The following is a 19,282-nucleotide window of genomic DNA, read 5'->3' as shown; positions in this document are numbered from 1 at the left end:
GATTCCGTCGCATGTTCAGTGATTCGTCCGAAGTTCTCAAGTTCATCAAAGAGACGGATGTCAAGTTCCTCGACATCCGCTTCACCGATCTTCCGGGCGTGCAGCAGCACTTCAACATCCCGGCCTCCACTGTCGACGAGGAGTTCTTCACCGTCGGCCAGCTCTTCGACGGCTCCTCCATCCGCGGGTTCGCGAACATCCACGAGTCCGACATGCAGCTCATCCCCGACGTGACGACCGCGTACATCGACGCGTTCCGCGCCGAGCGCACGCTCGTCATGGTGTTCGACATCTACAACCCGCGCAACGGCGAGATCTACGCCAAGGACCCGCGCCAGGTTGCGAAGAAGGCCGAGAAGTACCTCGCCTCGACCGGCATCGCCGACACCGCGTTCTTCGCTCCCGAGGCGGAGTTCTACATCTTCGACGACGTGCGTTACGAAGTGAACCAGCACTCGAGCTTCTACTCGGTCGACTCCGAAGAGGGCGCCTGGAACTCGGGCCGCACCGAAGAGGGCGGCAACCTGGCGAACAAGACCCCCTACAAGGGCGGCTACTTCCCGGTCTCCCCCGTCGACAAGCAGGCCGACCTGCGCGACGACATCTGCTTGAAGCTCATCGATGCCGGACTCATCCTGGAGCGCAGCCACCACGAGGTGGGCACCGGCGGCCAGGCCGAGATCAACTACCGCTTCGACACGATGGTGCACGCGGCCGACGACATCCTGAAGTTCAAGTACATCGTCAAGAACACCGCTGAGCAGTGGGGCAAGACGGCGACCTTCATGCCGAAGCCGCTCTTCGGCGACAACGGCTCGGGCATGCACACCCACCAGTCGCTCTGGAACGACGGCAAGCCGCTGTTCTACGACGAGGCCGGCTACGGCGGGCTCTCCGACCTCGCCCGCTGGTACATCGGCGGCCTGCTGAAGCACGCCCCCGCCGTGCTCGCCTTCACGAACCCGACGGTGAACTCCTACCACCGCCTGGTGCCGGGCTTCGAAGCTCCCGTGAACCTGGTCTACTCGGCCGGCAACCGCTCGGCCTCGATCCGCATCCCGATCACCGGCACGAACCCGAAGGCCAAGCGCATCGAGTTCCGCGCGCCGGATGCCTCGGGGAACCCGTACCTCGCCTTCGCCGCGCAGCTCATGGCCGGCCTCGACGGCATCAAGAACCGCATCGAGCCGCACGAGCCCGTCGACAAGGACCTCTACGAGCTTCCCCCCGAGGAGGCCAAGTCGATCCCGCAGGTTCCGGGTTCGCTCGGCGAGGCCCTCCTGGCGCTCGAGGCCGACCACGACTTCCTCCTCGAGGGCGGCGTGTTCACCAAGGAACTCATCGAGACCTGGATCGACTACAAGCGCGAGAAGGAGCTGAAGCCCCTGGCCCAGCGTCCGCACCCGTTCGAGTTCGAGCTCTACTACGGCGTCTGATCACTGCAGCCCCCTCTGCAGTCAAGGATCCGGACCTGCACCTCCTTGCAGGCGGATCCGAACCGGATGGGCCCGCACCGCTTCGGCGGGGCGGGCCCATCCGTCGTTCCGGCGGGTCGATCACGCCCGTCGTGCACGGCCGCCGCTGGGGCATCGCGGCGATTCGATCAGCCCGAAGTGGGTTCGCGACGTGGCTCGACCCCGTAGAACTCCCGGTCGAAGACCGCACGCGCACGACGGGTGACGTGCAGGTAGTCGTGCTCGAGTCGGGTGGCAGACCCGGGCGGATACCCCATGATGCGTGCGACGCCCTCGAGCTGCGACCGCTCTACGGGTAGAACGTCGGTCGTGCGATCGAGCCACAGCGTGAGCGCTGAACGGGCTCGCGAGGCGAACACCCACGCTGCGCGGAGCGTCTCGGCGTCGGATGACTCGACCAGACCGTGCTCGACCGCAGCGGCCAGCGCATCGAGCGTCGAGGTGGTGCGCAGCGCCGGCACCGTGGCGGCGTGCTGCAGTTGCACGAGCTGCACGAACCATTCCACGTCGGAGAGCGAGCCCCGGCCGAGCTTCAGATGCCGCGTCGGGTCGGCGCCCTGCGGCAGGCGTTCGTTCTCGACGCGAGCCTTGATGCGCTTCACCTCGCGCACGTCGCGTTCACTGATGGCCGCCGGGTAGCGCACCGTGTCGGCGAGCTCCGTGAACTCGGCGATCAGGCCGCGGTCGCCGGCGACGCCGCGGGCCCGGAGCAGCGCCTGCGCCTCCCACGTCAGCGACCACCGCGCATAGTAGGCCCGGTACGCGTCGAGCGAGCGGGCGACGACACCGTTTCTACCCTCGGGGCGGAGGTCGGCGTCGAGCTCGAACGGCAGGCGCGCGTCTTCACTGAGGCGCACGAGCTCGGCGACGATGCGCAGCGCCCGCGAGTGAGCGGCATCGGCTGCGGCATCCGTCGCCCGGTAGACGTAGATGATGTCGGCGTCGGAACCGAGGCCGAGTTCTCGGCCGCCGAACCGCCCCATGCCGATGACGGCGAACTCGATGCCGTCGGGCTCGCCTCCGCGGATCGCCGCGACGAGGGCGGCGATGTGGTTCTCGGTGACGTCGCTGAGGGCGTGCCCGAGCTCCTCGACGGTGCAGACGTCGAGGATCGCGGAGAGCGCCAGCCGCAGCACCTCCCGGCGACGGATGGCGCGGAATATCTTCGCGGCCACCTCGGGCTCCTCATGGCGGCCGAGCACCGCCCGGGTCTCGTCTTCGAGCGCGGCACGCGGTCGCGGGCGCAGTTCGTCGACGTCTTCGAGCCAGACGACGGCCTCGGGGCTGCGTTCCAGCAGCTCAGCCGCGAATCGAGAGCCGGAGAGCACCCTCGTCAGTCGCAGCGCGGCATCGGATGAGTCGCGCAGCAGCCGCAGGTACCAGTGCGTGGTGCCGAGGGTGTCGCTCAGGCGCCGGAATGAGAGCAGACCGAAATCGGGGTCGGTGCCGTCGGCGAACCACGAGATCAGCACCGGCATCAGGTGGCGCTGGATCTGCGCGCGCCGGGACACCCCGGCGGTGAGGGCGGCGATGTGCGCGAGGGCTCCCCGCGGATCGCGGAAGCCGATCGCGGCCAGGCGGGCCTCCGCCTGCGCGCTCGTGAGCTCGAGACCCGACGCCGGCAGCGCGGCGACGGCCGACAGCAGAGGGCGGTAGAAGAGGCGTTCGTGCAGGCCGCGCACCCGCTGGCGCGTGCCCTGCCACACGGCCAGGAGCTCGCCGGCGGTGCGACCGAGGCCGGAGGCCCGTGCGAGCACCCGGAGTCGGTGCTCGTCGCGGGGCATCAGATGCGTGCGGCGCAACCGCTCGAGCTGCACGCGATGCTCGAGCACGCGCAGCACCCGGTAGTCGCGGGCGAACTCGGCGGCCTCGTCACGGCCGACGTAGCCGAGCTCGGCGAGCGCTGCGAGGGCGGGAAGGGTGCCGCGCTGACGGATGCCCTCGTCGGTGGCGCCGTGCACGAGCTGCAGCAACTGCACGGTGAACTCGATGTCGCGGATGCCGCCCGGCCCGAGCTTGATCTGCACGTCGACCTCATCGGCCGGGATGTGCTGGGTGACGCGTTCGCGCATCGCCTGGACGGACTCGACGAATCCGTCGCGGCTGGAGCTCGTCCACACCTTCGGCGACACTCCGTCGGTGTACCGGCCGCCGAGCGCGAGGTCGCCGGCGAGCGGCCGGGCCTTCAGCAGCGCCTGGAACTCCCAGCTCTTCGCCCAGCGATCGTAGTACTGCAGGTGCGACTCGAGGGTGCGCACGAGCGCTCCGTCTTTGCCCTCGGGGCGGAGGTTCGGGTCGACCTCCCAGAGCGGCGGCTCGATGCCCGGCTCGCCGATGATGCGCATCGTCAGCATCGCGAGCCGCGTCGCGATCTCGAGTGCCCTGGGAGTCGAGACGACCGTCTCGTCTGCGGACTCGGCGACGAAGATCACGTCGACGTCGCTCACGTAGTTGAGCTCGCGGGCGCCGGCCTTGCCCATGCCGATGATCGCGAGACGCGTCGCGTCGACTTCGGCGGCCGGATACCGCCCGGGCGATGATGTCGCTTCGGGTGGACGCGCGACCACGCGCCGTGCGGCCTCGAGCGCTGCGTCGAGCGTCGCCCCCGCGAGATCGGCGAGGCCGGCGGCGACGACATCGACGACGTCGACCGCATCGCCGCGCGTGAGGTCGAACACGGCGATGTCTGCGAGCAGCCGGCGATATCGGACGCGGATGGCGCGTGCAGCGTGCTCGGTCAGTTCGGCGGGCGCCGCGACGACGTCGTCGAGTGCGGCGAGCAACGACGCCCGTGCTTCGCCGCCGCTCGGCGGGGCGACCGGAACCTGGCCGAACATCGCGAGCTCGGGCGGATGGCGCAGCAGGAAGTCGGCGAATCCGCGCGATGCACCGACGAGCCGCGCCAGCCGCGCTGCGGCACTGTCATGGGCGAGCACCGCGGCGAGTTCGGTCGGTGCCCGCTCGTGAAGGCGATGCACGACCGCCAGCGCTTCGTCGGGATCCGCCGACTGCGCGAAGACGTCGAGCAAGCGCTCGACGTCGATGTCGGTCTGCGTCGACAGTGATCCGAGGGCCGCGGAGGCGGCCTCGAGATCGGCGAAGCCCGCACGTGCGACTCTGCCGAGCGTGGGGGCCTGCCGAGACATCCGCAGCGGGGTCAGAGGATCTCGAGGTTGCGCTGCAACTCGAACGGAGTGACCTGCGAGCGGTAGTCGCGCCATTCGGCGCGCTTGTTCGCCAGCACGTAGTTGAAGACCTGCTCGCCGAGCGTCTCGGCGACGAGTTCGGAATCCTCCATGTGCTGGATCGCGTGATCGAGGCTCGCGGGCAGCGGATCGTAGCCGAGCGCTCGCCGCTCACGGTCGGTCAGGGCCCACACGTCGTCTTCCGCCTCGGGCGGAAGCTCGTACCCCTCTTCGATGCCCTTCATTCCCGCGGCCAGGAGCAGCGAGAAGGCGAGGTAGGGGTTGGCCGCCGAATCGATGGCACGGTACTCGACCCGCGCGCTCTGGCCCTTGTTAGGCTTGTAGAGCGGCACCCGCACGAGTGCCGAGCGGTTGTTGTGCCCCCAGCAGACGAAGCTCGGAGCCTCGTCGCCGCCCCAGAGACGCTTGTAGGAGTTCACGAACTGGTTCGTGACGGCCGAGATCTCGGACGCGTGGCGAAGAAGGCCCGCGATGAACTGCCGGCCGATCTTCGAGAGCTGGTACTGGGCGCCGGGTTCGTAGAAGGCGTTTGCGTCGCCCTCGAAGAGCGAGAGGTGCGTGTGCATGCCGGAGCCCGGGAACTGCGAGAACGGCTTCGGCATGAACGTCGCGTAGACGCCCTGCTCGATCGCGACCTCTTTGATGACGGTGCGGAACGTCATGATGTTGTCGGCGGTCGTCAATGCGTCGGCGTACCGCAGGTCGATCTCGTTCTGCCCGGGCCCGGCCTCGTGATGGCTGAACTCGACCGAGATGCCGAGGTCTTCGAGCATGCGCACCGAGCGGCGCCGGAAGTCGTGGGCCGTGCCGCCGGGAACATTGTCGAAGTAGCCCGCGGAATCGACCGGCTCGGGGCCGACCTCGCCGTACTTCGACGACTTGAGCAGGTAGAACTCGATCTCGGGGTGCGTGTAGAAGGTGAACCCGCGATCGGCTGCCCGCGCCAGTGTGCGCTTCAGCACGTTTCGCGGGTCGGAGACCGCCGGCTCGCCGTCTGGCGTCGTGATGTCGCAGAACATGCGCGCGGTCGGGTCGATGTCGCCGCGCCACGGGAGCGTCTGGAACGTCGTGGGGTCGGGGTAGGCGAGCAGATCGGACTCGAAGGTGCGGCTGAGCCCCTCGATCGCCGAACCGTCGAAGCCGATGCCCTCGGTGAAGGCCCCCTCGACCTCGGCCGGCGCGATGGCCACCGATTTCAGGGTGCCGACGACGTCGGTGAACCAGAGCCTGACGAACTTGACCCCTCGCTCCTCGATCGTGCGAAGAACGAAGTCGCGTTGCTTATCCATCCACACCCTCTCTCGCACCTCCCAGCGTACTGGCTCGGGCACGCTCGCGAGGTCGAGTGCGATGCCGCGTGTGCCAGACTGACCCCTATGTCAGGCGAGCCCCAGACCGCAGCATCCGACACGTCGGCCGGCACCGAGCAGAACCCGTACGGTGGTGCCGCCGCATCCGGGGGGCCGAAGCGCGTGCGCACCCGGCACTTCCAGAATGCGAAGCGCGACGGCATCAAGATCACGGGTCTCACGAGCTACGACCAGCTCACGGCGCGCATCTTCGACGAGGCCGGCATCGACTTCCTGCTCGTCGGCGATTCGGCCGGCAACAACGTCTTCGGCTACGAGACGACGCTGCCGGTCACGGTCGACGAGCTCATCCCCCTCACGAGGGCGGTCGCGGGTGCGGTCAAGCGCGCGTTCGTCGTCGCCGACATGCCGTTCGGGTCGTACGAGAACGGGCCGGAAGACGCCCTGCACACGGCGGTGCGCTTCATGAAGGAGACCGGCGCCCACGCGGTGAAGCTCGAGGGCGGGGAGCGCAGCCAGAAGCAGATCCGACGCATCGTCGGAGCCGGCATCCCCGTCATGGCGCACATCGGCTACACGCCGCAGAGCGAGCACGGCCTCGGCGGTCACGTCATCCAGGGCCGAGGCGACGAGGTCAAGCAGCTCCTCGCCGACGCGAAGGCCGTGCAGGACGCCGGCGCCTTCGCGGTCGTGCTCGAGATGGTGCCGGCGGATGCCGCGCGGCAGGTCACCGAGCTCCTCGAGATCCCGACCATCAGCGTCGGGGCGGGGCCGCACACCGACGGACAGCTGCTCGTCTGGACCGACTGGGCCGGCCTCACGATCGGCCGCGTGCCGAAGTTCGTGAAGCAGTACGCCGACCTCTCGGGCATCCTCAGCGCGGCGGCGAAGGAGTGGCGCACCGACGTGGAGTCGGGTGTGTACCCGAACTCCGAGCACTCCTACGAGTAGCAGCCGCGCGACACCGGGTCGGGCCGGCGAACGAGCCCTCGCCTGCCGGTGCAGCGACTCCCGAGGCGAGCTGCGCCGGCTCAGTCTTCGGCGGCGTCTTCCTCAGCCCACTTCGCACTGTTCGCGCGCAGAATGTCGAGCGCGTGCTCGGCCTCGGCGCGGGTCTCGAAGGGACCCACCCGATCGGTCGAGGGCGACTCGAATCCCTGCTCCACCTCACCGGTGCGCAGGTTGTACCAGAACATGTGTTCGACATCCTCGGCCATAGGCTGATCCTATGCCCAAGGACGCCTCCGGCCATCTGATTCCCGGCCGCCTGTCGCCGGTGCGCGCGGTACCCGCTGCCATCGCCAGACCCGAGTACGTCGGCAAGCGCGCACCCGCCGCCTACTCGGGCGGCGACCGCTATTCGCCCGAAGACGTCGAACGCATCCGCGCAGCAGGGCGCGTCGCGGCCGGAGCCATCGAGGCGGCATCGGCCGCCATCCGGCCCGGAGTCACGACCGACGAGCTCGATCGCATCGTGCACGAGTACGTCATCGCCCACGGCGCCTACCCGTCGACGCTCGGCTACCGAGGTTTCCCCAAGTCCTCGTGCACCTCGGTGAACGAGGTCGTCTGCCACGGCATCCCCGACGACACCGCGCTCGTCGACGGCGACCTCGTGAACATCGACGTCACGGCGTACCTCGACGGGTTCCACGGCGACCTGAACCACACCTTCCTCGTGGGAACGGCGAGCCCTGAGGCCGCGCAGCTCGTCGACCGCACTCGAGAGGCGCTCCGACGAGGCATCCGTGCCGTGGCCCCCGGCCGGCAGGTGAACGTGATCGGCCGCGCGATCGAGGCGTACGCGAAGCGATTCGGCTCCGGAGTGGTGCGCGAGTACACCGGTCACGGTGTCGGCCGTGCGTTCCACTCGGGGCTCATCATCCCCCACTACGACGCGCCCGAGTACGACACGGTCATGGAGCCGGGCATGGTGTTCACGATCGAGCCGATGCTCACCCTCGGCGGCATCGAATGCGAGGTGTGGGCCGACGACTGGACGGTCGTGACACGCGACCGCTCGCTCACGGCGCAGTTCGAGCACACGCTCGTCGTCACCGAGCGCGGTGCCGACATCCTGACCCTGCCCTGAACGCCGCCCGAGCCACTCGCGATAGTCTGGCGGTCATGGCGACTGAGCACGCGATCGGCATCGACATCGGCGGAACGGGCATCAAAGGCGCGGTCGTCGACCTCGGCACGGGGCAGCTCGTCTCCGACCGCCGAAAGGTGCCGACCCCCGAGGGCGGGCGACCCGCAGACATCCTGATGGCGACCGGAGAACTGCTCGCAGGACTCTCGGATTCCTTCGGCGACGCGCTCCCCCTCGGCGTCTGCTTCCCGTCGGTCGTCAAGCACGGGCGCACGTTGTCGGCGGCGAACATCTCGCACGAGTGGATCGGGCTGCCGGCCGAGCAGCTCTTCGAAGACGCCTTCGGCCGCGAGATCCACTTCATCAACGACGCGGATGCCGCGGGGTACGCCGAGTCACGCTACGGCACCGCCGTCGGCACCGAAGGGCTTGTGATCCTCACGACGCTCGGCACCGGCATCGGCTCCGCGTTCCTCTACGACGGCGTGCTCGTGCCGAACACCGAACTCGGCCACATGGAGGTCGACGGCGTGCAGGCCGAGAAGCGGGCGGCGTACTCGGCGAAGGAGCGGGAATCGCTCGACTGGAAGGAGTGGGCGGCTCGGTTGCAGCGGTTCTACGCCGCCGTCGAGTTCCTGTTCTCGCCCGACCTGTTCGTCGTGGGCGGCGGCGTCTCGAAGCACCACACGCAGTTCCTGCCCCTGCTCGAGCTGCAGACGCCGATCGTGCCCGCGGTGCACCGGAACAACGCGGGCATCCTGGGGGCGGCTTCGCTGGCGGCGCACTAGTCGCGCGACCGGCTCACCGCCGGCGATCGCTGGCGCGATCGCCGCGCGATCGCCCCAGGCCGCCACGCCTCGTGGTGCGAATGGGCCGGCTGATACGCCGGGTTCTGTTCACCGGGCGCTTGCGCGACACCGGCTGGACGGCCATCTCTCTCGGGACTACGTTGCCGCAGCCCTCCAGCGGTCTACCCGGAAACGGGACGGGCAGCCCCATCGTTCCCTGTCTGACCTTGCTCCGGACGAGGTTTACCGAGCCGGCCGCGTCACCGCGGCCGCTGGTGGGCTCTTACCCCACCGTTTCACCCTTACCGGGAGCTCGCGCTCCCGGCGGTCTGCTTTCTGTGGCACTGTCTCGCGGGTTGCCCCGGGTGGGAGTTACCCACCGTCCTGCCCTGCGGAGCCCGGACGTTCCTCGGCGCACGATCGAAACCGTGCGACGCGACCGTCTTGCCGACCCACTCGCACCCCGAGTCTACCGTCGCCGGTGCGCTCCGGCCGCCGCGGCATCGAAGCGCGCCTGGCACGACGGATGCGCGTGCGTGCGCTCAGAGACCCGACTCGTCGGTGCGCACGAGGATGCGGTCGCACTCGGGGCACTGCACGACATCGTCGGGCGCGGCCCGCCGCACCGATTCGAGGTCTGAGCCGGTGAGGGTGATTCCGCAGCCCCCGCACGTGCGAGCGCGCAGCAGTGCCGCCCCGACTCCCCCGCCGCGCACCCGACGCTGCTCGTAGAAGGCGAGCAGCGGCTCGGCGACACCCTCGGCGACGACCGCGCGATCGCGCTCGGTCTGCTCGCGTTCGACACCGAGACCGCCCGCGGCCGCGTCGCGCTCCGCTTCGAGCGCCGCGACGTCGGTGACGATCGCCGCCCGCTGCAGGTCGATGCTCGAGACGGCCACTTCGGCCTCTTCGACGCGCTCCATGACGACGAGCTCCTGCTCCTCGAGGTCGCCGAGGCGCCGGCGCAGCGACACGAGCTCGGCCTCGAGCGCCGAGACGTCTTTCACCGAGGAGGTGTGCTGGAGTCGCTCGCCGTCGCGCGAGATGCGGGCCTCGACGACGGCCACGTCGGATTCGAGGCGCTTCAGTTCGACCCGCGCGTCTTCGAGCGCGCCGAGTGCCACGGCGCGGGTTCCGCGCACGGCCTGGTCGCGCGCGGCGAGTTCGGCGAGCGGGCCGGCCTGCGGCAGCGAGCCGAGTCGGTGCGCGAGCTGCGCGAGGCGGGTGTCGAGCGATTGGAGCCGCAACAACTGTTCTTGTTCGGCGGGGCTGGCCTTCACGTGGTGCTCCTCGTGGGATCGGGTGTCGGTGAGGACGGTGGTCGGTGGTGCGGGCTCACTGCACGATCTGGAAGTCCCAGGGGTCGGTGCGGAGCTCGGAGACGATGACGGTGAGCTCGGGATGCGCCGCGCGCAACTGCTCGGCCGCGGTGTCGAGCCAGAGCCACTCGCTCGCCCAGTGCGAGACGTCGAGCAGCGCGGGGCCGCCCGACAGTCTCGCCTGCTCTCGGGCTTCGGAGGCCGGATGGTGACGCAGGTCGGAGGTGATGTACGCATCGGCCGCGCGCACGACCGGCTCCGCGAGCAGCGAGTCGCCGGCGCCGCCGCAGAGCGCGACCGTCTCGACACGATCGTCGAAGCCGCCGGAGACCCGCACTCCGGTCGCCGTGGGCGGCAGTATCTCAGCGAGCATGCGGGCGAGGCGGCCGACGGTGGTGGGCTCGGGCAGGCGCCCGACGCGGCCGAGACCGAGGCCGAGGTCGCCTGCGCTCGACGGCACGATGGCGGCCGTGTCGAGGAGGCCGAGGCGATCGGCGAGCACCGCAGAGGTGCCCGCCTCGACGACGTCGGCGTTGGTGTGCGCGGTCACCAGCGCGCACTCGGCGCGGATCAGGCGCGCGACGAGGGCGCCCTTGTATCGGTCTTCGGCGACCGAGGTCACGCCGCGCAGGAGCAGCGGATGGTGGGCGATGACCAGATCGGCTCGCTCGGCGATCGCCTCATCGACCGTTTCAGCGACGGCGTCGACCGTCAGCAGTGCTCGGTGCACCGGGGCGTCGGGGTCGCCGGTCACGAGTCCGGGCGCATCCCACGGCTCGGCGCCCGCGATCGGCCAGAGACGATCGATGGTCGTCAGGAGGTCGGCGAGGCGGGCGGTCACTCGCTCAGCCTACCTTCGCCGCCACCGGCGGGGCAGCGCAGGAGTCCCCGGCGCGACGGGCGTTCGGGCGGGAATCAGGTCTCTTCCGGAATCAGGTGCCCCATGCGGTCGCGCTTCGCGCGGAGGTACGCCAGATTCGCGGGGGCGGCACCGGTCACGAGCGGTACCCGTTCGACGACCTCGATGCCATGGGCGCCGAGTTGTGCGATCTTGTCGGGATTGTTCGTGAGGAGCCGCACCGATCTCACGCCGAGCTCATCGAGGATCGCGGCGGCGGCCGCGTAGTCGCGACCGTCGGCGGGCAGTCCGAGCGCCGTGTTCGCGTCGAGCGTGTCGAGGCCGTCCTGCTGCAGGCGATAGGCCTTGAGCTTGGCGATGAGGCCGATGCCCCGGCCCTCGTGCCCGCGCAGGTAGACGACGACGCCGCCGTCGGCGATCCGCTCGAGGCGAGGTCGAGCTGCGGCCCGCACTCGCACTTCTCCGACGCGAACGCCTCACCGGTCAGACATTCCGAGTGAACCCGCACGAGCGCTCCCTGGCTCAGCGGCGCGGGTGAGACGATCGCGAGATGCTCGCTTCCCGTGACGAGGTCGCGGTACGCGCGGAACCGGAAGAGCCCGTGCCTCGTCGGGATGTCTGTCTCCACTTCGAACGCCACCCGTGCGGCGACGTCGAGGGGCTCCTGTTCGAGCGCGGTGCTCACAGCTCCTCCAGGGGAACCCGCTCGTCGGCGAGACGCCGAGCATCGACCGGCTCGCCGCGCCGGATGATGCCCTGCACCGCCTCGTTCACATCCCAGACGTTGACGTTCATGCCGGCCACGACCCGGCTGGCTGCGACCCAGAAGACGATGAACTCCCGGCCTGAGCGATCACCCCGGTAGACGAGGTCGGCACCGCGAGCCAGCGGACCGAACCCCGAGTACTCCATGCCGAGGTCGTACTGATCGGTGTAGAAGTACGGGATGTCGCCGTATGAGACGGGTCGGCCGAGCATCGAGCGGGCTGCGGCCGCACCGCCGTGCAGCGCGTTGGCCCAGTGCTCGCTCCGCAGGCGCATGCCGGCGAGCGGATGGTAGGCCTCGGCGATGTCGCCCGCGGCGTAGACGTTCGGCAACCCGGTGCGCAGCGCCGCATCGGTGAGCACGCCCGAGCCGATCGCGGCCCCCGCTTGGCGTGCGAGCTCGAGGTTCGGAACAGCGCCCACGCCGACCAGCACGAGATCAGCGGCGATCAGCTCGCCGCTGTCGAGTCGTACGCCCGTCGCGCGGCCGCCCTCGCCGGTGATCTCGGCCACGGCGACAGACGGCCTCAGCTCGACCCCGTGCTCGGCGTGCAGGTCGGCGAACATCGTGCCGAGTTCGTCGCCGAGGGCGTTCGCGAGGGGAATCGGGTCGCGCTCGAGCACCGTCACCTCGTTGCCGAGGGTGCGTGCGGTCGCCGCGACCTCCATGCCGATCCAGCCCGAGCCGATCAGCACGAGTCGGCGGCCGCCCCCGGCGAGTTCGGCTTGCAACGCCTCGGAGTCGTCGAGCGTGCGCAGCCTACGCACACCCTGCAGCCCGGCCCCGGGAATGTCGAGACGGCGGGCGGAGGAGCCGGTCGCGAGCAGCACGGCGTCGTAGTCGAGTGCGTCTCCGGAATCGAGCTGCACTCGCTGAGCCGAGGCATCGAGCGAGACGGCCGAGGTGCCGAGATGCACGTCGACGTCGTGTCGCCCGTACCACTCGGGTGATTCGACGAACACCGAATCGCGCGGAGCGGCACCGGAGAGGAAGTCCTTCGACAGCGGAGGCCGGATGTACGGGTGGTGCGGCTCGGCGCCGATCAGACGGATGCGCCCCTCGAACCCCTCTTCTCGCAGGGTCTTCGCCGCGGTGGCTCCGGCGAGGCCACCGCCGACGATCACGAAGTTCGGTGCCTTGGTCACGATCATCCCTCTCGGTGCGGGTCGAACGCACCTCTCATCCCGACTCTAGGAGGCTGAATTTCTTACGTCAAGATCACTCGTTTTAGATTTCGTCTTTTGTCACCATTCCTTGTTTTAGAGATAGGATGTCCCGCATGGACGGCTTCGCACGGCATGACGCCCTGGCGGCGATCGCCTCGATCGCCGACCCGCAGCGGCGCGCGCTGTTCGAGTTCGTCACCCGGCAGCACGAGCCGGTCGGCCGGGACGAGACCGCCGCAGCCCTCGGCATCCCACGCGGCACGGCCGCCTTCCACCTCGATCGACTCGTCGACGCCGGGCTCCTGACCGCCGAGTTCCAACGGCGCAACGGAAAGACGGGACCCGGGGCGGGTCGCCCGGCCAAGCTCTACCGCGTGGCCCAAGGTGAGGTCGCGGCCTCGGTGCCTGAGCGTCACTACGATGTCGCCGCCGAGATCCTCAGCCGCGCCGTCGAAGAATCCGACCGCACCGGCGACCCCATCCGTCCCACGCTCGAACGCGTCGCCGCCGACCTCGGCCGGTCGCTGGGAGCGTCCGCCGACTCGATGACCGAGGTGCTCGAGCGACTCGGGTACGAACCCGTCGACGACGGCGCCGACGGAATGCTGCTCACGAACTGCCCGTTCCATCGGGTCGCACAGCGCCACACCGAGACGATCTGCGGCGCGAACGTCGCGCTGCTGCACGGCGCCGCAGAGGGCAGCGGCGAACACGAGCGAACAGTGGTCCTCGAACCTCGCGACGGGTACTGCTGCGTGCGGCTCATCGCCGGGACCAGCGATTCGACGGTGGGCCCTGCCGGGCTCGAACCGACGACATCCACGGTGTAAACGTGGCGCTCTACCAACTGAGCTAAAGGCCCGCAGCCGCGCGCGGCGCACGCCCATGCTATCGCGGGCTGCCTAGACTCACGGCCATGGAGCCGATGCAGCAGCATCCGAGTCGGAGCACGCCGTCTGAGCACCGCTGGCCGTCGGTCGTGGCGCTCCTCGCCGCCCTGGCCATCTACGCAGCGCTGCCGAATGACATCCTCGGGGCGCAACGGTTCTTCGTCGTCTTCGTCGGCCTCGCGCTCCTCGTTCCGCTCGTCATCGAGAACCCGCACCGCATCACCCGTCGCTCGACCGTCACGAAGTGGCTTTCGATCGCGCTCGCCGGCGGTCTCGTCATCGCGAACCAGTTCACCCTCGTCGTGCTGCTCATCCGCCTCGCGAGCGGGAGGGCCGATGATGCGCACGGCCTGCTCATCGCTGCGGCGCAGGTGTGGGTCGCGAACGTCATCGGGTTCACGACGCTCTACTGGGAACTCGACCGCGGCGGGCCGGTTCTGCGCACCATGGCGGCGCGCGCCGACCTTCCGCCCGCCGACTTCCGGTTTCCGCAAGACGAAGACGACGACGCGGTGACCGAGGTCGCCACCCGTTCCTCGGCCGTACAGGACTGGATGCCGCGGTTCGTCGACTACTTCTACTCGGCGCTGTCGAACTCGATGGCGTTCAGCGCGACCGATGCGATGCCGCTGTCGTCGCGGTTCAAGCTCCTGATGGCACTCCAGGCCTTCGGCGGCTTCCTGATCCTCGCGCTCGTCATCGCGAGATCGGTGAACATCCTCGCCTGACGGGCACGAACGAGGCGATGGATGCCGCGAGCCGGCGTCAGAGCGCCGAGAGCGCCGTTCGGTACTGATCGAGCGACCGCGCCTCACCCCGTGGTGTCGCGAAACTCGACGCGACGACACCATCGGCATCGATCACGAATGTCGCGCGCTGCGCAAGGCCGGTGCGTTCGTCGAAGGCGCCGAACGAGTCCGCGACCGCCCCATGCGGCCAGAAGTCCGACAGCAGCGGGAACTCGAAGCCCTCGAGCTCGGCCCAGGAGCGGAGCGTGTGCTTCGAATCCACCGAGACCGCGAGGAGCTCGGCGCCGGCGGCTTCGAACAGGGCGATGTTGTCGCGCAGTTCGCCGAGCTCGCCGTGGCAGATGCCCGAGTAGGCGAGCGGAAAGAACACCACGACGACCGTGTGACCTCGAAAGTCACGGAGCTGCACGGGCTGACCGAATTGGTTCGAGAGGCCGAAATCCGGCGCTGGCGCCCCGGGAGCGAGGATCACGAGACGGGCTCCTTCCGGAGGAGGTTCGGTCGAATCGACGCCCCAGCCTAACCCCGACGCAGCGGGCATAGAATCACTAGGATGGCGTGGTGCCACAGGCCGCGAACCGGCCCCTTCTGCGTGCGCACGCCCCCTACCCCCGCAGGCATGATCTGCTGAAGAGAGAGGTCGAGTGTGACTGTCAACGACCAGGATCCCTACTCGGTCGAGGCGACGGACGCCGATCCGGACGAAACCTCCGAATGGGCCGAATCCCTCGATGCGCTCGTCGCAGCGAAGGGACACCAGCGTGCCCGAGAGATCATGCTGAGCCTCCTCAAGCGCTCGAAGGAACTGCACCTCGGCGTGCCGATGGTTCCGACGACCGACTACTTGAACACGATCGCTCCCGAGAACGAGCCCGACTTCCCGGGCGATGAGGAGATCGAGCGTCGGTACCGCGCCTGGATCCGGTGGAACGCCGCCGTGCTCGTGCACCGTGCGCAGCGCCCGGGCATCGCCGTGGGCGGTCACATCTCGACCTATGCCTCGTCTGCCGCCCTCTACGAGGTGGGCTTCAACCACTTCTTCCGCGGTCAGGACCACCCCGGAGGCGGCGACCAGGTCTTCGTTCAGGGCCATGCCTCCCCCGGAACCTACGCCCGCGCGTTCCTCGAAGGGCGCCTCTCGACCGATCAGCTCGACGGATTCCGTCAAGAGAAGTCGCACGCGCCCAACGGCATCTCGTCGTATCCGCACCCGCGGCTCATGCCCGAGTTCTGGCAGTTCCCGACCGTGTCGATGGGCCTCGGTCCGATCAACGCGATCTACCAGGCGCAGCTCAACAAGTACCTGACGAACCGCGGCATCAAAGACGCGAGCGACCAGCAGGTCTGGGCGTTCCTCGGCGACGGCGAGATGGACGAGGTCGAGAGCCGCGGCCAGCTCCAGGTCGCAGCGAACGAGGGCCTCGACAACCTGAACTTCATCGTCAACTGCAACCTGCAGCGCCTCGACGGCCCGGTGCGCGGCAACGGCAAGATCATCCAGGAGCTCGAGAGCTTCTTCCGCGGGGCCGGCTGGAACGTCATCAAGGTCGTCTGGGGTCGCGAGTGGGACGACCTGCTCGCCCGCGACGACGACGGCGCGCTCCGCAACCTCATGAACGTCACCCCCGACGGCGACTACCAGACCTACAAGGCCGAGTCGGGCGCCTACGTTCGCGAGAACTTCTTCGGCCGCGACCCCCGCGCCCTCGAACTCGTCTCGCACCTCTCCGACGACGAGGTGTGGGGTCTGAAGCGGGGCGGTCACGACTACCGCAAGGTCTACGCCGCGTTCAAGGCCGCGAGCGAGCACAAGGGCCAGCCGACGGTCATCCTGGCGAAGACGATCAAGGGCTACGGCCTGGGTCCGGCCTTCGAGGGTCGCAACGCGACGCACCAGATGAAGAAGATGACCCTCGACAATCTGAAGACCTTCCGCGACCAGATGCGCATCCCGATCACGGACGCGCAGCTCGAGGAGAACCCCTACCTCCCGCCGTACTACACGCCGGGCGATCAAGACGAAGCGATCCAGTACCTGCACGAACGCCGCCGTGAGCTCGGCGGCTACCTGCCCGAGCGACGCACGAACCACACGGCGATCTCGCTGCCCGACGACTCGGCGTACGCGATCGCGAAGAAGGGGTCGGGCACGCAGGAGATCGCCACCACGATGGCGTTCGTCCGTCTGCTGAAAGACCTCATCCGCTCGAAGGACTTCGGCCACCGCATCGTGCCGATCATCCCCGACGAGGCCCGCACCTTCGGCATCGACGCGTTCTTCCCGACCGCGAAGATCTACAACCCGAACGGTCAGCACTACACCTCGGTCGACCGCGAGCTCCTGCTCGCCTACAAAGAGAGCCCGCAGGGCCAGATCCTGCACGTCGGCATCAACGAGGCGGGCGCCATGGCGGCGTTCACGAACGTCGGCACGTCGTACTCGACGCAGGGCGAGCCGCTGATCCCGGTCTACGTCTTCTACTCGATGTTCGGCTTCCAGCGCACGGGCGACGCCATGTGGGCCGCCGGCGACCAGATGGCCCGCGGATTCATCATCGGCGCCACCGCAGGTCGCACGACGCTCACCGGTGAGGGGCTGCAGCACGCCGACGGCCACTCGCCGCTGCTCGCGTCGACGAATCCGGCAGTCGTCTCGTACGACCCGGCCTACGGCTACGAGATCGGGCACATCATGCGCTCGGGCCTCGAGCGCATGTACGGCGGCACCCACGCCGACCCGAACGTGATGTACTACGTCACCGTCTACAACGAGCCGATCGTGCAGCCGGTCGAGCCCGAGGGGGTCGACGTCGACGGCATCGTTCGCGGCATCCACCGCCTGAGCGAGTCGGGCGTCGCCGGGCCGAAGGCGCAGTTGCTCGCCTCCGGCGTCTCAGTGCCGTGGATCCTCGAGGCGCAGCAGCTCCTCGCCGAGGACTGGGGCGTCTCGGCCGACGTGTGGTCGGTCACGAGCTGGTCCGAGCTGCGCCGCGACGGCCTCGCCGCCGACGAGCACAACTTCCTGAACCCCGACGGCGACCGCAAGGTCCCGTACCTCACGCAGAAGCTGGCCGAGGCGCGCGGGCCGTTCGTCGCGGTCTCCGACTTCATGCACGCGGTGCCCGACCAGATCCGCGCGTACGTGCCGGGTCCGTTCGCGACGCTCGGCGCCGATGACTTCGGGTTCTCCGACACGCGTCCTGCCGCGCGTCGCTTCTTCAAGATCGACGGTCCGTCGGTCGTCGTGCGCACGCTCGAACTCCTCGCCGAACGCGGGGAGGTCGACCGCTCGCTTCCGGCCCAGGCGATCGCGAAGTACCGCCTGCACGACGTGAATGCCGGCACCACCGGATCGGCCGGCGGAGAGAGCTAGCAGGCGACGAGGTGGCGACGAAGCCCAAGACGAAGGCGGAGACGCTCGCATGGTTGCGCACCATCGCGGGCGAGCTCGCCACCGCGACGCTCAAGCGTCTCGAAGACACGTTGCCGTGGTACGGCGACATGCCGCCGAGCCGCCGCTCCGCGGTGGGCCTCGTCGCCCAGGCCGGCATCTCCTCGTTCATCGCCTGGTTCGATGACCCGCGTTCCACCCCATGGATCGCCGCGGACGTCTTCGGCGCAGCCCCGCGCGAACTGCTGCGCTCGGTGAGCCTGCAGCAGACGCTGCAACTCATCCGGGTGACGGTGGAGGTCGTCGAAGACCGGGTCACCGACGGCGGCGAGCTGCTGCGCGAGGCGATCCTGCTGTATTCACGCGAGATCGCCTTCGCGGCGGCCGATGTCTACGCGCGGGCTGCCGAGGCGCGCGGGCTCTGGGATGCGCGGCTCGAAGCACTCGTGGTCGACTCGATCCTCTCCGGTGAGGCCGACGACGAGCTGCCGAGCCGCATCGCGGCCCTCGGCTGGCACGGGCACGGCGAGGTGTCGGTGCTCGTCGGCACGGCGCCGAAGCAGCTCGACGTCGACCACGTGCGCAGGGCTGCCCGGCACATGCGCGCCGATGTGCTCATCGGCGTGCAGGGCAATCGGCTCGTGCTCGTGATCGGCCGCGCCGATCCACTCGCGCGCGAATCCGACGACGCGATCGGCACCGCTCCTGCGCTCACGTTCATGGAGATCGCCGACCAGCTCGAACCGCATTTCGGCCCCGGCCATCTCGTGCTCGGGCATGCCGTGCCGAATCTCGTCGATGCGTCGAAGAGCGCCAAGGCCGCGCTCGCGGGCTTCGCGGTCGCCCGCTCGTGGCGCAATGCTCCGCGCCCGGTGCATGCCGACGACCTCCTTCCCGAGCGGGCGCTGGCGGGCGACCCGCTCGCCCGGGCGACGCTCGTGCACCGCATCTACCGTCCGCTGCAGGCGCATTCCACCGAGCTGCTGACGACGCTCTGGAGCTACCTCGACAACGGTCGCTCGCTCGAGGCCACCGCGCGCGAGCTCTTCGTGCACCCCAACACGGTGCGGTACCGCCTGAAGCGCGTCTCCGATGTCATCGGGTGGGACGCGACAGGGGCGCGAGAGGCGCTGATTTTGCAATCGGCACTCATCATCGGTTCGATGAGCGACCACGAGCCCGCCCCGCGCCGACGGCCGCCCAGCTGACGCGACCTCTGTACCGTCTGTACAAGGCTTTCGCCGAGAGCTTGTGGCGTGTGCACACCCCAG

General features: G+C 69.1%; 15 protein-coding genes, 1 tRNA gene, 1 other RNA gene and 1 pseudogene. 8 read left to right on the top strand and 10 right to left on the bottom strand.

Features of this window, described 5'->3' with window-relative positions:
• The first annotated feature begins 11 nt into the window (after positions 1 to 11).
• A complete protein-coding gene (gene glnA / locus DCE93_RS07160) occupies positions 12 to 1,436 on the top strand; it encodes a type I glutamate--ammonia ligase (RefSeq protein WP_108595278.1) in 1,425 nt (474 codons plus the stop codon).
• 167 nt (positions 1,437 to 1,603) lie between these two features.
• Here the strand turns inward: glnA and DCE93_RS07155 are convergent, their stop codons facing one another.
• Together DCE93_RS07155 and DCE93_RS07150 are read right to left on the bottom strand one after the other, a co-directional pair.
• The gene (locus tag DCE93_RS07155) at positions 1,604 to 4,621 is read right to left on the bottom strand and encodes a bifunctional [glutamine synthetase] adenylyltransferase/[glutamine synthetase]-adenylyl-L-tyrosine phosphorylase (protein ID WP_108595277.1); all 3,018 of its coding nucleotides are present in this window, start codon (positions 4,619 to 4,621) and stop codon (positions 1,604 to 1,606) included.
• An 11-nt stretch (positions 4,622 to 4,632) separates the two neighbouring features.
• The gene (locus DCE93_RS07150) at positions 4,633 to 5,970 is read right to left on the bottom strand and encodes a glutamine synthetase family protein (RefSeq protein WP_108595276.1); all 1,338 of its coding nucleotides are present in this window, start codon (positions 5,968 to 5,970) and stop codon (positions 4,633 to 4,635) included.
• Positions 5,971 to 6,057: 87 nt separating this feature from the next.
• Here DCE93_RS07150 and panB point away from each other — a divergent pair, with 87 nt between their 5' ends.
• The gene (gene panB / locus DCE93_RS07145; protein WP_108595275.1) at positions 6,058 to 6,942 is read left to right on the top strand and encodes a 3-methyl-2-oxobutanoate hydroxymethyltransferase; all 885 of its coding nucleotides are present in this window, start codon (positions 6,058 to 6,060) and stop codon (positions 6,940 to 6,942) included.
• A gap of 80 nt (positions 6,943 to 7,022) precedes the next feature.
• Here the strand turns inward: panB and DCE93_RS07140 are convergent, their stop codons facing one another.
• Positions 7,023 to 7,208, bottom strand: coding sequence for a hypothetical protein (locus DCE93_RS07140; RefSeq protein ID WP_108595274.1), 186 nt, complete (start codon positions 7,206 to 7,208; stop codon positions 7,023 to 7,025).
• 11 nt (positions 7,209 to 7,219) lie between these two features.
• On the opposite strand from DCE93_RS07140, the gene map reads away from it, so the two are divergent.
• Positions 7,220 to 8,083: a type I methionyl aminopeptidase gene (gene map / locus DCE93_RS07135; protein ID WP_108595273.1), complete on the top strand. Its 864-nt coding sequence runs from the start codon at positions 7,220 to 7,222 to the stop codon at positions 8,081 to 8,083.
• Between the two features lie 35 nt (positions 8,084 to 8,118).
• Positions 8,119 to 8,871, top strand: a complete 753-nt coding sequence (gene ppgK, locus DCE93_RS07130) for a polyphosphate--glucose phosphotransferase (protein ID WP_108595272.1) — start codon at positions 8,119 to 8,121, stop codon at positions 8,869 to 8,871.
• 77 nt (positions 8,872 to 8,948) lie between these two features.
• On the opposite strand, the gene rnpB is transcribed toward ppgK, so the two are convergent.
• The 5 genes and pseudogenes from rnpB to DCE93_RS07105 form a co-directional block, all read right to left on the bottom strand.
• An RNA gene (gene rnpB, locus DCE93_RS07125) (RNase P RNA component class A) lies at positions 8,949 to 9,326 on the bottom strand.
• 87 nt (positions 9,327 to 9,413) lie between these two features.
• Positions 9,414 to 10,151, bottom strand: coding sequence for a zinc ribbon domain-containing protein (locus DCE93_RS07120; protein WP_108595271.1), 738 nt, complete (start codon positions 10,149 to 10,151; stop codon positions 9,414 to 9,416).
• Positions 10,152 to 10,206: 55 nt separating this feature from the next.
• Positions 10,207 to 11,031, bottom strand: a complete 825-nt coding sequence (locus tag DCE93_RS07115; RefSeq protein WP_108595270.1) for a Nif3-like dinuclear metal center hexameric protein — start codon at positions 11,029 to 11,031, stop codon at positions 10,207 to 10,209.
• Positions 11,032 to 11,105: 74 nt separating this feature from the next.
• Positions 11,106 to 11,692: pseudogene (gene ribA / locus DCE93_RS07110) on the bottom strand (GTP cyclohydrolase II); the annotation flags it as partial.
• A gap of 38 nt (positions 11,693 to 11,730) precedes the next feature.
• The gene (locus DCE93_RS07105) at positions 11,731 to 12,966 is read right to left on the bottom strand and encodes an NAD(P)/FAD-dependent oxidoreductase (protein ID WP_108595269.1); all 1,236 of its coding nucleotides are present in this window, start codon (positions 12,964 to 12,966) and stop codon (positions 11,731 to 11,733) included.
• Between the two features lie 119 nt (positions 12,967 to 13,085).
• On the opposite strand from DCE93_RS07105, the gene DCE93_RS14995 reads away from it, so the two are divergent.
• Positions 13,086 to 13,811: a helix-turn-helix transcriptional regulator gene (locus tag DCE93_RS14995; protein WP_420836975.1), complete on the top strand. Its 726-nt coding sequence runs from the start codon at positions 13,086 to 13,088 to the stop codon at positions 13,809 to 13,811.
• Here DCE93_RS14995 and DCE93_RS07095 read toward each other — a convergent pair.
• A tRNA-Val gene (locus DCE93_RS07095) sits at positions 13,771 to 13,843 on the bottom strand. The two genes, DCE93_RS14995 and DCE93_RS07095, sit on opposite strands and share 41 nt — an antisense overlap.
• A gap of 54 nt (positions 13,844 to 13,897) precedes the next feature.
• Here DCE93_RS07095 and DCE93_RS07090 point away from each other — a divergent pair.
• Positions 13,898 to 14,599: a hypothetical protein gene (locus DCE93_RS07090; protein WP_244284266.1), complete on the top strand. Its 702-nt coding sequence runs from the start codon at positions 13,898 to 13,900 to the stop codon at positions 14,597 to 14,599.
• Between the two features lie 37 nt (positions 14,600 to 14,636).
• Here the strand turns inward: DCE93_RS07090 and DCE93_RS07085 are convergent, their stop codons facing one another.
• The gene (locus DCE93_RS07085; protein WP_108595268.1) at positions 14,637 to 15,161 is read right to left on the bottom strand and encodes a peroxiredoxin; all 525 of its coding nucleotides are present in this window, start codon (positions 15,159 to 15,161) and stop codon (positions 14,637 to 14,639) included.
• A gap of 105 nt (positions 15,162 to 15,266) precedes the next feature.
• Here DCE93_RS07085 and aceE point away from each other — a divergent pair, with 105 nt between their 5' ends.
• Together aceE and DCE93_RS07075 are read left to right on the top strand one after the other, a co-directional pair.
• Positions 15,267 to 17,993, top strand: coding sequence for a pyruvate dehydrogenase (acetyl-transferring), homodimeric type (gene aceE, locus DCE93_RS07080; protein WP_108595267.1), 2,727 nt, complete (start codon positions 15,267 to 15,269; stop codon positions 17,991 to 17,993).
• 11 nt (positions 17,994 to 18,004) lie between these two features.
• On the top strand, positions 18,005 to 19,219 hold the full coding sequence (locus tag DCE93_RS07075) for a PucR family transcriptional regulator (protein ID WP_108595266.1): 1,215 nt from the start codon (positions 18,005 to 18,007) through the stop codon (positions 19,217 to 19,219).
• Positions 19,220 to 19,282 lie beyond the last annotated feature (63 nt).

It is taken from the genome of Agromyces badenianii (assembly GCF_003070885.1).
GTDB lineage: Bacteria > Actinomycetota > Actinomycetes > Actinomycetales > Microbacteriaceae > Agromyces > Agromyces badenianii.
The sequence above is the reverse complement of the archived record's forward strand: the minus strand, read 5'-3'. Positions and strand labels throughout refer to the sequence as shown.

Coding starts and splice junctions, on each gene's coding strand:
- glnA (WP_108595278.1), top strand. CDS start 12: ATGTTCAGTGATTCGTCCGAAGTTCTCAAGTTCATCAAAGAGACGGAT.
- DCE93_RS07155 (WP_108595277.1), bottom strand. CDS start 4,621: ATGTCTCGGCAGGCCCCCACGCTCGGCAGAGTCGCACGTGCGGGCTTC.
- DCE93_RS07150 (WP_108595276.1), bottom strand. CDS start 5,970: ATGGATAAGCAACGCGACTTCGTTCTTCGCACGATCGAGGAGCGAGGG.
- panB (WP_108595275.1), top strand. CDS start 6,058: ATGTCAGGCGAGCCCCAGACCGCAGCATCCGACACGTCGGCCGGCACC.
- DCE93_RS07140 (WP_108595274.1), bottom strand. CDS start 7,208: ATGGCCGAGGATGTCGAACACATGTTCTGGTACAACCTGCGCACCGGT.
- map (WP_108595273.1), top strand. CDS start 7,220: ATGCCCAAGGACGCCTCCGGCCATCTGATTCCCGGCCGCCTGTCGCCG.
- ppgK (WP_108595272.1), top strand. CDS start 8,119: ATGGCGACTGAGCACGCGATCGGCATCGACATCGGCGGAACGGGCATC.
- DCE93_RS07105 (WP_108595269.1), bottom strand. CDS start 12,966: ATGATCGTGACCAAGGCACCGAACTTCGTGATCGTCGGCGGTGGCCTC.
- DCE93_RS14995 (WP_420836975.1), top strand. CDS start 13,086: ATGTCCCGCATGGACGGCTTCGCACGGCATGACGCCCTGGCGGCGATC.
- DCE93_RS07090 (WP_244284266.1), top strand. CDS start 13,898: ATGGAGCCGATGCAGCAGCATCCGAGTCGGAGCACGCCGTCTGAGCAC.
- DCE93_RS07085 (WP_108595268.1), bottom strand. CDS start 15,161: ATGCCCGCTGCGTCGGGGTTAGGCTGGGGCGTCGATTCGACCGAACCT.